This is a genomic window from Xanthobacter pollutisoli (genome assembly GCF_040044995.1).
GTDB lineage: Bacteria > Pseudomonadota > Alphaproteobacteria > Rhizobiales > Xanthobacteraceae > Xanthobacter.
This window is the reverse complement of the sequence record NZ_JBDZDP010000001.1, coordinates 13,745-26,833: the sequence shown is the minus strand read 5'-3', so window position 1 is coordinate 26,833 and position 13,089 is coordinate 13,745. Positions and strand designations below refer to the sequence as shown.

Genomic DNA, 13,089 nt, shown 5'->3' with positions numbered 1-13,089 from the left:
CCATCCCCTTCTTCGCTTATGCCGCCTGGGCAACGAGCGCCTTGCGCTTGAGGTCCGGCGGCACGGCCTCGTCCACCAGCGCTGCCACCACCTCGTCCAGAGACCCCGAGGTCTGGGCGTTGGAGCCGAGGCGGCGGATGGAGAGGGTGCGCTCGGCCGCCTCCTTCTTGCCCGCCACAAGAAGCACCGGCACCTTCGCCAGCGAGTGCTCGCGGACTTTCAGGTTGATCTTCTCGTTGCGCACGTCGAGCTCGGCCCGAAGGCCTGCCGCCTTAAGCTGCGCCACCACCTCTTCGGCATAATCGTCGGCCTCCGAGGTGATGGTCGCGACCACCACCTGCGTCGGCGCCAGCCACAGCGGGAAGTGTCCGGCGAAATGCTCAATGAGGATGCCGGTGAAGCGCTCCATGGAGCCGCAGATGGCGCGGTGGATCATCACCGGCGTCTTCTTCTGGCCGTCCGCATCCACATAGAAGGCGCCGAACCGCTCCGGCAGGTTGAAGTCCACCTGGGTGGTGCCGCACTGCCATTCGCGGCCGATGGCGTCCTTCAGCGTGTATTCGAACTTGGGGCCGTAGAAGGCGCCCTCGCCAGGCAGGATGCCGGTGGTAATCTTGCCGCCCGAGGCGTCCTCGATCTGCTTGAGGACGGCCGTCATCACCTCCTCGGCGTGGTCCCATACGGCGTCCGAGCCGACGCGCTTGTCCGGCCGGGTGGAGAGCTTGACCACGATCTCCTCGAAGCCGAAGTCGGCATAGGTGGAGAGGATGAGGTCGTTGATCTTCAGGCACTCCGCCGCCATCTGCTCCTCGGTGCAGAAGATGTGGGCGTCGTCCTGGGTGAAGCCGCGCACCCGCATCAGCCCGTGCAGCGCGCCGGAGGGCTCGTAGCGGTGCACCGCGCCGAACTCGGCGAGGCGCATGGGCAGGTCGCGGTAGCTCTTCAGGCCATGCTTGAAGATCTGCACATGGCCGGGGCAGTTCATGGGCTTCAAAGCGAACACGCGCTCGTCCTTGGTCTCGTCGCCGGCGGACTGGACCTTGAACATGTTCTCCTTGTACCAGCCCCAGTGGCCCGAGGTCTCCCACAGGGAATGGTCCAGCACCTGCGGGGCGTTCACCTCGCTGTAATCGGCCTTCAGCCGCCGGCGCATGTAGGCCACCAGCTCCTGGAACAGGGTCCAGCCCTTGGGGTGCCAGAAGACCGTGCCGGGCCCTTCCTCCTGGAAGTGGAAGAGGTCCATCTCCCGGCCGAGGCGGCGATGATCGCGCTTCTCCGCCTCCTCCAGCCGGTGGAGATAGGCGGCGAGCTCCTTCTCGTCCTGCCATGCCGTGCCGTAGATGCGGGTGAGCATGGGGTTGTTCGAATCGCCGCGCCAATAGGCGCCGGCCACCTTCATCAGCTTGAAGGCGTTGCCGATCTTGCCGGTGGACGGCATGTGGGGGCCACGGCAGAGGTCGAACCACTCGCCCTGCTTGTAGATCTTCACGTCCTGGTCGGCGGGGATCGCGTCCACCAGCTCGACCTTGTAGTTCTCGCCCTTGGCGGCGAACACGCGCTTGGCTTCCTCGCGGGTCCAAACCTCCTTGGTGAAGGGGCGGTCGCGGGCGATGATCTCGCGCATCTTCGCCTCGATGACCGGGAGGTCCTCGGAGGTGAAGGGGGCGTTGCGGGCGAAGTCGTAATAGAAGCCGTTCTCGATCACCGGGCCGATGGTCACCTGGGTCCCGGGCCACAGCTCCTGCACCGCCTCGGCCATCACGTGCGAGCAGTCGTGGCGGATCAGCTCCACAGCGCGCGGGTCGTCGCGGGTGACGATCTCGATGCGGGCGTCGCGGGTGATGGGCTCGGCGAGGTCGGCGAGCTGGCCGTCCAGGGTGACGGCAACGGCCTTCTTGGCGAGGGATTTGGAGATGGCGGCGGCAATGTCCGCGCCGGACGTCCCCTCGGCATAGTCGCGCTTGGCGCCGTCAGGGAAGGTCAGGGCAATCATGTGTGTACTCCTCCTGCCCACTCCTGCGGACCACGCAGGTAGGCATCTTCGCTTTTGAAGGCGCCCTTTTAGGCGAGGCAGGGGGGCCGCGTCCACATTCGCTGCCCGGTCGGCCGAGGCTGGCGCCGCGGAAATCGCCTGCTAATGCGCGGCAGGCCCCAAAAAGATACCGTTCGGCAAGGGTTCAGCCAGAAAATGCCATCCCGCCCGAGCCGCGTCCCCCTTCCCCTCGCGCGCGGCCTCGGCTAATCGGGAGCGGGGACGTGAGTGTTCGCCATGCTGGCGTCGTTCCGTAGGTCCGGGATGGACCCGCGGAAAGCAGGGCGGGTCACGCGGGGTGGGACGCCAAGCGCGCCGCAAGGACGCGGCCGCCGGCGAGGACACCGCTTCACCCGGGCCGATCCGCCCGGGATGCGTCAGGAAGAGGCCGGCATGATGCCTGTGACGATCAAGACCTTGACCTTCGCCGCCCTGCTTCAGGTCGGCGTCTTCGCCTTCGCTTCCGCCGCCAGCGCGCAGGTCGGCCCCCGCGGCGCACCCGGCGCGGTGATGGACATCGACGACCAGCCGGGCCTCGAGGCGCCGCAGGACGACGTGGCCCAGATGGACCCCGCCTTCCGCCGCCAGCCGGTGTATTTCCGCACCACCGAGAAGCCCGGCACCATCGTCATCCACACCAACGAGCGCTTCCTCTATCTGGTGCAGGCGGACAATCGCGCCATCCGCTACGGCATCGGCGTCGGCCGCGACGGCTTCCAGTGGTCGGGCCTGAAGACCATCGAGCGCAAGGCCGAGTGGCCCGACTGGACCCCGCCGTCGGAGATGATCCAGCGCCAGCCCTACCTGCCGCGCTTCATGGCCGGCGGCCCCGGCAATCCCATGGGCGCCCGCGCGCTCTACATCGGCGGCACCGTCTACCGCATCCACGGCACCAACCAGCCGCAGACCATCGGCTATGCTGTCTCCTCGGGCTGCTTCCGGCTCGTGAACACCGACATCATCGACCTGTACGGCCGCGTGCCCGTGGGCACCAAGGTGGTCGTCCGCCAGCAGGCCGCCCTCTGAGGGCGGCCCTTCTCACGACACATCTTCACTGGGGGAATTCATGAAGACGATCCTGGCCCTTCTGGCCGGCGCGACCCTTGCGCTCGGCGCTACGGCGGCCCCGGCGCAGACCCTCAAGAGCGTGAAGGACCGCGGCGAGGTGGCCTGCGGCGTCTCCAAGGGCCTCCCCGGCTTCTCCGCCCCGGACGCCACGGGCAAGTGGTCCGGCTTCGACGTGGACGTGTGCCGCGCCCTGGCCGCCGCCATCTTCAATGATCCGGCGAAGGTGAAGTTCGTGCCGCTCTCGGCTGACGAGCGCTTCGGCGCGCTCTCGAAGGGCGACATCGACGTGCTGTCGCGCAATTCCACCTGGACGCTGGAGCGCGAGGCCAAGCTCGGCCTGCTCTTCACCGCCATCAATTATTACGATGGCCAGGGCTTCCTGGTGCGGGACGACCGCAAGGTCACGTCCGCCCTGGAGCTCGACAAGTCGAAGGTCTGCGTGCAGGCCGGCACCACCGCCGAGTCCAACACCAAGGACTTTTTCGCCGCCAACAACATGGCCCTCGAACTCGTGACCCTGCCCACCAGCGTCGAGCTGGTGAAGGCCTATGACGAGGGCAAGTGCGACACCCTCACCACCGACGTGTCGCAGCTCTACGCTTTGCGCCTGACCATGGCGAAGCCCGGCGACCACATCGTTCTGCCGGACGTCATCTCCAAGGAGCCCCTTGGCCCGGTGGTACGCCAGGGCGACGACCAGTGGTTCAACCTCGTGAAGTGGACCGTGTTCGCCATGATCAATGCCGAGGAGCTCGGCGTGGCGACCACCACCATCGATCAGGCGCTGAAATCCCAGAAGCCCGAGGTGAAGCGCCTCGTGGGCGCCGACGGCAATTTCGGCGAGCAGCTGGGCGTCTCGAACGATTTCGTCGTGCGCATCGTCAAGGCGGTGGGCAATTACGGCGAGAGCTTCGAGCGCAACGTGGGCGCCGCCTCCAAGCTCGGCATCCCGCGCGGCATCAACCAGCTGTGGAGCATGGGCGGGATCCAGTACGCCCCGCCGATCCGCTGATGCATCCGGCCGGCCTTCGGGCCGGCCGCCTTCGCGAGTTGACCAGCGCTTCCATGCTCGCGACGATGTGAGGCTTGGCCTTACCGAGCGGCATCGACCTCGGGTTACCGCTTGCCTAATCTCCCGCGCGCGTCCTGCCGAAATGGCAGCAGGCCCGAGGAGAACTGGATGACCGAGGTGAATCGCCGGACCGTTCTGGCCGGTACCGCCACTGCCCTTGCCGCCGGCACCGGTACCGCCTTCGCCCAGGGAGCCCCGGCTCCGACGGCGGGCGCCCAAGGCACTCCCCCGGCTCCGGGCCAGGGCGCCGCAGCCGCCGTCAGCACCGCACCGGCCTCCAGGCCCTCCTCGCAGGTGCCGAGCGTCTACCGCTACAAGGTGGGCGACGTGGTGGTGACCGCCATTTCCGACGGCATGCGTGTCATGCCGTTGTCCGACACCCTCGTTCGCAATCAGCCGAAGGAGGCGGTCAACGCCGCTCTCAAGTCGGCCTTTCTGCCCGAGAACCAGATTCCCATCTCCTTCACCGTCCTGCTGCTAAACATCGGCGGGCGTCAGGTGCTGGTGGACACCGGCAACGGCGGAAAGCCCGGCCCCGTGGGTCTCGTCAACGGCAGCCTCACCGACCTTGGCATCGATCCCGCCGCCATCGACCAGGTGGTGATTTCCCATTTCCACGGCGACCACATCAACGGCCTGCTGACCGCCGACGGCGCCCCCGCCTTCCCCAAGGCGCAGCTGATGGTGCCCGAGCGCGAATGGGCGTTCTGGATGGATGAGGGCCAGATGAGCCGCGCTCCCGAGGGCCTGAAGGGGGCGTTCGCCAATGTGCGGCGCGTCTTCAAGCCGTTCGAGGGCAAGGTGGAGCGCTACGGCTGGGACAAGGAGCTGGCCCCGGGTCTTGTGGCCGTGGGCACGCCCGGCCACACCCCCGGCCACACCTCCTACACGCTGGCTTCCGGCTCGGATGGCCTGTTCATCCAGTCGGACATCACCAACCTTCCGGCGCTGTTCGTGCGCAATCCCGGCTGGCATGCCATGTTCGACATGGACCCGGCGGCGGCCGAGGCCGTACGGCGCAAGACCTTCGACCAGCTCTCCGCCGACCGGATGCTGGTGGCCGGATATCATTTCCCGTTCCCCGGCGCCGCCTATCTGGAGAAGGACGGCGACGGCTATCGCTACGTGCCGACCTACTGGCGGCCCGTGCTCTGAGCCGGCTGCGGCGGGCGGGTCAGGCGCCCGTCCCGCCGACTTCGCCGGCGATCCAGTCGAGATAGGCCGGCAGACCGCCTGCGATGGGCAGGACCACGATGGCGGGCAGCTCATAGGGATGGCGGGCCCGCACCGCCTCCACCACCGCGGCGGCGTGGCCCGCGGTGGTCTTCAGCAGCATCACCACTTCGTCGCCGCGCTCGGTGCGGCCCTCCCAGCGATAGAGCGAGACCATGCCCGGCAGGATGTTGGCGCAGGCCACAAGCCCCGCCTCCACCAGCGCCCGGCCCGTCGTTTCCGCATCGTCAAGGCTGGGAAAGGTCGTGTAGACGAGGCACGGCTGGGCGGGGTCGTGGGTCACGGGACTCTCCGTCGCGGTCTGTGATGTCATCTTACCTGCGGCCCCGGACGAAAGGGCGGGGTGGCGTGCCGCGCCTCGACAGAAGCCGGCCGGACGGCTAGACCGGTCCGTGGCGCCTCGCGCTGCCGGCCCGCCGACCGGGCCATCGCCGACCGACGCACCCCCGTTCCGCACCCTGACCCACGCCGAGATGAGCGCACCTTTTCAACGCATCGCCTTCGTATCGAGCCAGACGCCGGAGGCGGAGGCGGCGCGTTTGCGCCTCGTCGCCCGCTACGGCGAGGTGGCGGAAGAGGATGCGGATGTGATCGTCGCCCTTGGCGGCGACGGCCTCATGCTGCAGACGCTGCACCGCTTTCGCGACCGCGGCCTGAAGATCTACGGCATGCATCGCGGCTCGGTGGGCTTCCTGATGAACACCTTCCGCGAGGACGGGCTGGTGGAGCGCCTCGCCGCCGCGCAGCCGGTCACCATCCATCCGCTGCTGATGGAGGCGGTGGACGCCAGCGGCGTGCGCCACCGCGCGCCTGCGATCAACGAGGTCTCGCTGCTGCGCCAGTCCTACCAGGCGGCGAAGCTGCGCATCTCCATCGACGGCAAGGTGCGCCTGGAGGAATTGATCTGCGACGGCGTCATCGTCGCCACTCCCGCCGGCTCCACCGCCTACAATCTCTCGGCCCATGGCCCGATCCTGCCGCTGGGCACGGCGCTGCTGGCGCTGACCCCTATCTCGCCCTTCCGCCCCCGCCGCTGGCGCGGTGCGCTGGTGCCGGACAAGGCGCGCATCGACATCGCCGTGATGGAGGCCGACAAGCGGCCGGTGAGCGCGGCGGCCGATCATTTCGAGGTGCGCGACATCATCGCCGTCTCCGCCCGGCTCGATTCCTCCTCCTCCGTGGACATGCTCTTCGATCCCGACCATGGGCTGGAAGAGCGCATCCTGCGCGAGCAGTTCGTCTACTGAGGACCCGGCGTCCGGCACCCCATGGTCTTCTCCTCCGTCACCTTCCTCTTCTATTTCCTGCCGGCCTTCCTGCTGTGCTACTTCGCGACCCCGGGCGTGCGCGCGAAGAACGTGGTGCTGCTGGTCTTCTCGCTGGTGTTCTACGCCTGGGGCGGGCTCGCCAATGTCGCGGTGCTGGCGGTCTCCATCGTCGCCAACTACCTCTTCGCCCTCGCCATAGACGCCCGCAGCGAACGATGGCGGCTGAAGGTGCTGGCGGTCGCGGTGGGCGCCAATCTCGCCGGCCTCATCGCCTTCAAATATTCCGGCTTCCTTGCCGAGAATCTCAATGTGCTGCTCGCGCCCGCAGGGCTGGCCCTGCCGGTGGTGCATCCGGCGCTGCCGCTCGGCATCTCCTTCTTCACCTTCCACGCCATCTCCTACCTGGTCGACGTCTACCGCCGCAAAGCCGCGGCCAACGGACGGTTCGAGGAGATCGCGGTCTACATCACCATGTTTCCGCAGCTCGTGGCGGGTCCCATCGTGCGCTATTCCACCATCGCCCGGCGGGTGCGGGATCGGCGCACCACGCTCGGGCGGGTCTCGGCGGGGCTGCGCATCTTCGTCATCGGCCTCTCGTGGAAGGTGCTGATTGCCGACGAGGTGGCGCCCGTGGTGGCGGCGGTGTTCGACAGCGCTCAGGCCCCCAACCTCGGCGAGGCGTGGCTCGGCGTCACGGCCTATGCGCTGCAGATCTATTTCGACTTCGGCGGCTATTCCAACATGGCCATCGGCCTCGCCATCGCCATGGGGCTGAAGTTCCCGCGCAACTTCAACCTGCCCTACGGCGCGCGCTCCATTTCGGACTTCTGGCGCCGCTGGCACATGAGCCTGTCGAGCTGGTTCCGCGACTATCTCTACATTCCTCTCGGCGGCAACCGGCACGGCCACCTGCACACGGCGGTCAATCTGTGGAGCGTCTTCCTCCTGTGTGGCCTGTGGCACGGGGCGAGCTGGACTTTCGTGATCTGGGGCGCCCACCACGGCACTTTCCTGGTGCTGGAGCGCACCCGCTTCGGCGCGTGGCTGAAGAGCGCCCCGCGCATTCTCTCCCATGCCTATGTGCTGCTGGTGGTGCTGGCGGGCTGGGTCTGGTTCCGCGCCAACAGTCTGCCGGAAGCCATGGAGCTGTTCCAGGGCCTCGCCGGGCTCAACGGCGCCGGCTATCTCTCCGCCCAGCTGGAGGTGGAGCTGAAGCCGGTCACGCTCGCGATCCTGGTGCTGGCCTGGCCGCTCGCCATGTTCGGCCTGCCGCGGCCGCGCGGGCGGACCCTGGCGCCGAGGCTGCGGCTGGCGCTGTTCGGCGCCACGGATACTCTGATGGTGTGGGGGCTGTTCGTGCTCTGCGTGCTGTCGGTGGGAGCGGCGACCTATTCGCCCTTCCTCTATTTCCGGTTCTGAGGGGAGGGACGCGCCATGCCGCTTCTCATGTCCTTCCGCCGCTGGTGGGCGGTGATCTTCTTCGCCATCCTCATCTTGCCCACCATCGGCCTTGTGGCCCCCGACGTACCGGCCCCCATCCGCACCGTCACCGCGCCGGAGGCGCGCTGGTGGGAGGAGGCGGCGCGCCGCCTCGACCCCTATATCAACAACGCCTTCGGCTTCCGCGGGGCGGTCCTGGCGGCGCACCGCTCCTACGTGCGTTTCATCGGCGACACCCAGGGCGACCTCGCACTGAAGGGCGAGAACGGCTCCCTCTTCCTGAAGGACGAGCACGCGCTGGAGCAGTCCCTCGGCCAATTGGTGCGGCCGGAAACAGCGACGAATCTCGTCGCCTTGGCCGAGCGCATGAACGCCTTCATGACGGCGCGCGGCGGACGCTTTGTGGTGCTCGTTCCACCCAATGGTCACACCACCAATTTCGAGTATCTGCCCGCCTACGCCCGGCGGCTGAAGAAGGCGCCTACCGAATACGACCTCGTTACGGATGCGATGAAGCAGGCCGGCATCACCTTCGTGGACATGCGCCCCATCTTGGCCGAGGCGAAGAAGACCGGCCCGGTGCACTGGCGCTACGACACCCACTGGAACCAGCGCGGCCAACTACTCGGCTTCAACGCCGCCATGGCCGCCGCCGGGCGGCCCGAGCTGGAAGTGAAGGCCGACGATGCGCTCGGCCCGCCGGAGCCGCGCGTCACCGGCGACCTTCTGCGCGCAACCCAGTCCCGCGTGCCGGATCCGCCGGACGTGACGTTCCCGCCCAAGGGTCCCATGGTGGCGCCGAAGAACCCCAAGTTCATCGAAGGCATCTTCAAGCCGGTGCCGCCGAGCGATCCCTTCCCGCCCTACGCCATCGACACGGGCCATGCCGGCCCGCGCATCATGGTGATCGGCGACAGCTTCTCGCAGGGCTCATGGCGGGGCCTCGGCCAGTCGCAGGCCTCGGCCTACGCCTGGATGCACCACCGCTACTGCCGCTTCGAGATGAGCGCCATCGAGAAGTTCAGGCCGGACATCCTGATCTACGCTCCCACCGAGCGCGCCATGCCCTGCAGGGGCACGCCGGCGGAGTGAGGGGCCGCCGGCTGGGGAGGGCGTGAGGGGCGGGCTGCGCAAGGCCTGCTCAGGACGCCGGCGCGCGTGCCTTCAGGTCCATGCCGCCGCCGGGGGGACGCTCGCGCTCGGTCAGTTCCTCGACCCAGGCGTAGTCGAGATAGCCGCAGCGGGCGAGCGACTTCATGACCCGCATGTCCACCCGCCCGTCCACGATGGCGGCATCGTCCACATAGACCCCCACGATCTCGCCGATGATCATGTGCTGGTCCGGCTGGCTGCCGTCCTTCCCGCGCGGGCGGAAGGTCTCCACATAGACGCATTCGAGGGCGCAGGGGCTGGCCTTCACGCGCGGCGGCTTCACCAGCTGGGAAGGCGCGCGCTCGAGACCCACGAGGTCGAACTCGCTCACGTCGCGCGGGGCCGGTGCCGAGGTCAGATTCACCGCGTCCACCAAATCGAGGGTGGCGAGATTGCAGACGAATTCGCCGGTGGCCTCGATGTTCGCCGCGCTGTCCTTGAAGCCGGCGGAGGAGAACATCACCAGCGGCGGCGCCTCGCAGATCAGGTTGAAGAAGGAATAGGGGGCAAGGTTCGCGACGCCCTCCGGCGTCAGCGACGAAATCCAGCCGATGGGCCGGGGCGCGACGATCGCCTTGAGGGGGGAGAAGGGCAAGCCGTGGTTGCGCTTGGAGGGCTCGTAGAACATGGGCTGTGATCTTCCTGGAAAAGGCGGCGCACCTTAGCCCGGCCCGCGCCCGCAGTGCACCGCCTCACGCGCATGGCTCGCGCCCGCGCCGCGCTCAGCCGAGGGCCACCATGGCCGCCTTGATGTCTTCAAGCGCACGCTCGGTGGCTTCCATGCCGGCGGCTATGGCCTCCTTGGCCCGCTGGAACTCGAAGAGGCCGATGCGACCGAGCTTCGGCGACAGCGTCACGTCGGGCGGGTCGCCGGCGAGGCGCGAGCGGGCGATGCGGTCCTGGGTGATGTTGAAGGCGTCGATCATCACGGTGGAAAGGCCGCGCGGGCCGTCGCCGACCGGTCCTGCGAAGAACTGGCGGCGCAGCCGCTCCGGGCTGAGGATGCCGGCGAGGCCATCCTTCTTCTCCGCCACCGCCATCTCGGCGACGCGTTCGACGACGCCGCCATGGTCCTGGATGACGGTGCCGCGGCCGAACACGTCGGAATTCAGGTTCACCGCGATGACCATGCGCGCGCCCATGGCGCGGGCGGCGGAGACCGGGACGGGATTGACCAGCGCCCCGTCCATCAGCCAGCGCCCGCCGATCTTCACCGGCGTGAAGATGCCCGGGAGGGCGTAGGAGGCGCGGATCGCCTCCACGAAATCGCCGCGGGTGAGCCAGATCTCGTGGCCGGTGCCGAGCTCGGTGGCGATGGCGGCGAACACCACCGGGAGATCCTCGATGGAGACGCCGCCTACGTTGCGGCGCATCAGTTCCACCAGCCGGCGCCCGCCGATGAGGCCGGCGCCACCGAGGTTGAAGTCCAAAAGCCCCAGCACGTTGCGCTTGGTGAGGCTGATCGCCCAGTCCTCGAGGGCGTCAAGACGCCCCGCCGCCCAGATGCCCCCCACCACCGCGCCGATGGAGGTGCCGGCGATGACGCTGGGGCGAATGCCTTCCCGCTCCAGCACCTTGAGTACGCCGATGTGGGCGAAGCCGCGCGCGGCGCCGCCGCCCAGGGCAAGACCGATGGAGGGATGAGCGCCGCTGCCGGTTCGTGACGCGGGGCGCGAGGGGGTGTCGAGATCGGGTGGGGCCGTATCGGGGGCGAGGGTGTCGGCGGCACCGGCCGCGGTGTGGAGAGCGGGCTTTGGGCCGCCAGCCGGGCCGGTTCGCCAGTGGAGGGACTGAAACATGCACACCTCCCGTTGTGCCGCCGCAGCGACACCCCGAATCGCACATCGCCCCCCCAAAGGCTGCGCCCATCGAGGCGCGCGAACATGCTAGCGGGCAAGTACTAAAGTCTGGTGTCGGAAGCGTGGCACCCTATGGCACCTCTCGGCGCCGGGCGGCCGATGGCGCCTTGCCGAAATAACGGCGGAACTGGCGGTTGAAGGTGGAGAGGTCGCGGAAGCCGGCCTCGAACGCGAGGTCGGAGATGCGCCGGTGGGCGTGGAGCGGGTCCTCGAGCATCCGGCGCAGCCACTCCATGCGAAGTCGCGTGACGTAGGAAGAGAAGGTTTCGCCATCTTCCTCGAACAGGATCTGGACATAGCGCGGGCTGATCCCGAGCCGCGCGGCGATGGCTGTGGTGGAAAGTCCAGGCTGATGCAACGCGGCCTGCGTCGCCGCCTTCGCCGCCGCAAGGCGGGCGGCCCTGACGCTGGTGCGCGCCGGAGCTCCGTTCTTGTCGGCTTCTCCATTGATGGCAAGCGCGGCGAGTTGGGCGAGCTGCCCGGCGAGCACAATTCCCGTGACCGACGAGATGGCGGGTTGTTCCGCCACGAGGTCCGCATAGCTGAACATGAGGTCCAGCATGGGATTGCCGGCAGGAAGACGCGTGAGGTTGATGTCGTCCACGTTCGGCACCAGCGACCGCAGGAGGGCGCGCGACAACTGCACGGTGCGGAATTTCGTGTCCGGCTGAACGTGGGTGGCAGAGCGTTGACCCAGCGTCCAGATGCCGGTTTCACCGGCCCCGACCTCGAGCGTGCGGCCTGCCGGCGTGTCGACGCGATATGCCTTGGCCGGCCGGCAGATGCAGAAGTCGTCGATGCCATCGGACAACAGCGCATTGGTTCGTTGCGAGACCATGGCGCCGGAATGCCCGTGCGCGACCATCGCCCCGGGAAGCTGCAGGAAGCTGGCGGCGATGCCGAACGGATTGTCAGGAACGGGCGCAAGTTCGAGCCCGGTCAGAATGGGTCCGTAGTAATCGCGAACAAAGGCCATGCGTTCCGCCTCTGGCACGTCGGCGGTGTTGAACATCATGGGCCTGAGAACGTCAGCGTGCGTCATCGGAGCGGCGCTTGCCTGAGGAGCGGGAGAAGGACTTCTCCTCGTCTCCATGTCGTAAAGGGAGGGTCTGCGGTGAACCGCCCCGTCAGGATTGCAGGCGCTACGCCGGAACGTCAACTTTCGTGAGCAGCCGCCGTGGTCCGCTCCCGTTCTTCAGGGGGAATACTCCGCCATTTCGTCCGTTGCGCGGACACGGTGCGCGCAATGCCGAGAACGCACAGGGCCAATGGACGATAAGAGCTGGCGGTTCCGCCTTGCGAGGCCCCATCAGGGTGGTCAGGCCGAAGACGACCGCTTGCCGGCGCAGCGCGGGTGCCTGCAGCCCTATCCCCGCAAGCAGCGGGCCCGGCGCTGCGCCGGGTTGCCGCTTCAGCGGCCGAAGGCGGGAAACGACCAGCGCGCTTTCAGTGATCGTGCCCGTGGTCGTCCGCGTCGCCCTTGCCATAGACGGCGGCCGGATCGAAGCGCGGCGTGTCGCCGGTGAAGGCGAGGCGGGTGTCGGCGGAGGGCGCCGCGCCGAGCGGCACCGAGCGGTAGAAGCACGAGCGCCGTCCGGTGTGGCAGGCCGCGCCTGTGCCGCCCATCTCCACCTTGATGACGACCGCGTCCTGGTCGCAGTCGATCCGCATCTCGCGGACCTTCTGGGTGTGGCCGGAGGTCTCGCCCTTTTTCCAGAGCTTGCCGCGGGAGCGGGAGAAGTAATGCGCCTCGCCGGTGGACATGGTGAGGGCGAGGGCTTCCGCATTCATATGGGCGAGCATGAGCACCTCGCCGGTGGCCGCATCCACGGCGACGCAGGTGATGAGGCCGCTGGCGTCGAAGCGCGGAGAGAGAACTGTCTCCTCCTCCAGCGCCGCACCGGTGCCGGGGGCGGGGAAAGCGTAGGACGTGGCGTCGGCGCTCATGGATCGGCTCGCACGTAA

General features: G+C 68.1%; 12 protein-coding genes. 6 read left to right on the top strand and 6 right to left on the bottom strand.

All coding sequences use genetic code 11. The features are described 5' to 3' along the window. Positions 1 to 16 precede the first annotated feature (16 nt). Positions 17 to 1,993, bottom strand: a complete 1,977-nt coding sequence (gene thrS, locus ABLE93_RS00120) for a threonine--tRNA ligase (protein WP_348836971.1) — start codon at positions 1,991 to 1,993, stop codon at positions 17 to 19. 432 nt (positions 1,994 to 2,425) lie between these two features. Here thrS and ABLE93_RS00115 point away from each other — a divergent pair, with 432 nt between their 5' ends. The 3 genes from ABLE93_RS00115 (at position 2,426) to ABLE93_RS00105 (ending at position 5,327) form a co-directional block, all read left to right on the top strand. Beyond that, positions 2,426 to 3,058 carry a L,D-transpeptidase gene (locus tag ABLE93_RS00115; RefSeq protein WP_348836969.1) on the top strand — a complete coding sequence of 211 codons (633 nt, stop codon included), beginning with the start codon at positions 2,426 to 2,428 and terminating at the stop codon, positions 3,056 to 3,058. A gap of 40 nt (positions 3,059 to 3,098) precedes the next feature. Next, positions 3,099 to 4,112 carry an amino acid ABC transporter substrate-binding protein gene (locus ABLE93_RS00110; RefSeq protein WP_348836967.1) on the top strand — a complete coding sequence of 338 codons (1,014 nt, stop codon included), beginning with the start codon at positions 3,099 to 3,101 and terminating at the stop codon, positions 4,110 to 4,112. Positions 4,113 to 4,280: 168 nt separating this feature from the next. Further along, positions 4,281 to 5,327, top strand: coding sequence for an MBL fold metallo-hydrolase (locus ABLE93_RS00105; RefSeq protein ID WP_348836964.1), 1,047 nt, complete (start codon positions 4,281 to 4,283; stop codon positions 5,325 to 5,327). A gap of 19 nt (positions 5,328 to 5,346) precedes the next feature. Here ABLE93_RS00105 and cutA read toward each other — a convergent pair whose 3' ends face one another. Next, positions 5,347 to 5,688, bottom strand: a complete 342-nt coding sequence (gene cutA, locus ABLE93_RS00100; RefSeq protein ID WP_348836961.1) for a divalent-cation tolerance protein CutA — start codon at positions 5,686 to 5,688, stop codon at positions 5,347 to 5,349. A gap of 190 nt (positions 5,689 to 5,878) precedes the next feature. On the opposite strand from cutA, the gene ABLE93_RS00095 reads away from it, so the two are divergent. The 3 genes from ABLE93_RS00095 to ABLE93_RS00085 are packed head-to-tail and all read left to right on the top strand — an operon-like array spanning position 5,879 to position 9,205. After that, a complete protein-coding gene (locus ABLE93_RS00095) occupies positions 5,879 to 6,652 on the top strand; it encodes an NAD kinase (protein ID WP_348836958.1) in 774 nt (257 codons plus the stop codon). A 21-nt stretch (positions 6,653 to 6,673) separates the two neighbouring features. Further along, a complete protein-coding gene (locus ABLE93_RS00090) occupies positions 6,674 to 8,092 on the top strand; it encodes an MBOAT family O-acyltransferase (RefSeq protein WP_348836955.1) in 1,419 nt (472 codons plus the stop codon). 15 nt (positions 8,093 to 8,107) lie between these two features. Next, the gene (locus ABLE93_RS00085) at positions 8,108 to 9,205 is read left to right on the top strand and encodes an alginate O-acetyltransferase AlgX-related protein (protein ID WP_348836953.1); all 1,098 of its coding nucleotides are present in this window, start codon (positions 8,108 to 8,110) and stop codon (positions 9,203 to 9,205) included. A 49-nt stretch (positions 9,206 to 9,254) separates the two neighbouring features. Here ABLE93_RS00085 and ABLE93_RS00080 read toward each other — a convergent pair whose 3' ends face one another. The 4 genes from ABLE93_RS00080 to hisI all read right to left on the bottom strand — a co-directional run bounded on the left by ABLE93_RS00080 (position 9,255) and on the right by hisI (position 13,071). Further along, a complete protein-coding gene (locus ABLE93_RS00080) occupies positions 9,255 to 9,893 on the bottom strand; it encodes a flavin reductase family protein (RefSeq protein ID WP_348836951.1) in 639 nt (212 codons plus the stop codon). Positions 9,894 to 9,987: 94 nt separating this feature from the next. After that, a complete protein-coding gene (locus tag ABLE93_RS00075; protein ID WP_348836949.1) occupies positions 9,988 to 11,064 on the bottom strand; it encodes a patatin-like phospholipase family protein in 1,077 nt (358 codons plus the stop codon). 130 nt (positions 11,065 to 11,194) lie between these two features. Beyond that, the gene (locus ABLE93_RS00070; RefSeq protein WP_348836948.1) at positions 11,195 to 12,139 is read right to left on the bottom strand and encodes an AraC family transcriptional regulator; all 945 of its coding nucleotides are present in this window, start codon (positions 12,137 to 12,139) and stop codon (positions 11,195 to 11,197) included. 431 nt (positions 12,140 to 12,570) lie between these two features. Beyond that, entirely contained in the window at positions 12,571 to 13,071 is a 501-nt protein-coding gene (gene hisI, locus ABLE93_RS00065; RefSeq protein ID WP_348836946.1) for a phosphoribosyl-AMP cyclohydrolase, read from the bottom strand. Between the last annotated feature and the right edge of the window lie 18 nt (positions 13,072 to 13,089).

What these genes read in the sequence shown, in the direction of transcription:
- ABLE93_RS00115 (WP_348836969.1), top strand. Translation starts at nt 2,426, where the DNA reads ATGATGCCTGTGACGATCAAGACCTTGACCTTCGCCGCCCTGCTTCAG.
- hisI (WP_348836946.1), bottom strand. Translation starts at nt 13,071, where the DNA reads ATGAGCGCCGACGCCACGTCCTACGCTTTCCCCGCCCCCGGCACCGGT.
- ABLE93_RS00085 (WP_348836953.1), top strand. Translation starts at nt 8,108, where the DNA reads ATGCCGCTTCTCATGTCCTTCCGCCGCTGGTGGGCGGTGATCTTCTTC.
- ABLE93_RS00080 (WP_348836951.1), bottom strand. Translation starts at nt 9,893, where the DNA reads ATGTTCTACGAGCCCTCCAAGCGCAACCACGGCTTGCCCTTCTCCCCC.
- ABLE93_RS00070 (WP_348836948.1), bottom strand. Translation starts at nt 12,139, where the DNA reads ATGATGTTCAACACCGCCGACGTGCCAGAGGCGGAACGCATGGCCTTT.
- thrS (WP_348836971.1), bottom strand. Translation starts at nt 1,993, where the DNA reads ATGATTGCCCTGACCTTCCCTGACGGCGCCAAGCGCGACTATGCCGAG.
- ABLE93_RS00090 (WP_348836955.1), top strand. Translation starts at nt 6,674, where the DNA reads ATGGTCTTCTCCTCCGTCACCTTCCTCTTCTATTTCCTGCCGGCCTTC.
- ABLE93_RS00105 (WP_348836964.1), top strand. Translation starts at nt 4,281, where the DNA reads ATGACCGAGGTGAATCGCCGGACCGTTCTGGCCGGTACCGCCACTGCC.
- ABLE93_RS00095 (WP_348836958.1), top strand. Translation starts at nt 5,879, where the DNA reads ATGAGCGCACCTTTTCAACGCATCGCCTTCGTATCGAGCCAGACGCCG.
- ABLE93_RS00075 (WP_348836949.1), bottom strand. Translation starts at nt 11,064, where the DNA reads ATGTTTCAGTCCCTCCACTGGCGAACCGGCCCGGCTGGCGGCCCAAAG.
- ABLE93_RS00110 (WP_348836967.1), top strand. Translation starts at nt 3,099, where the DNA reads ATGAAGACGATCCTGGCCCTTCTGGCCGGCGCGACCCTTGCGCTCGGC.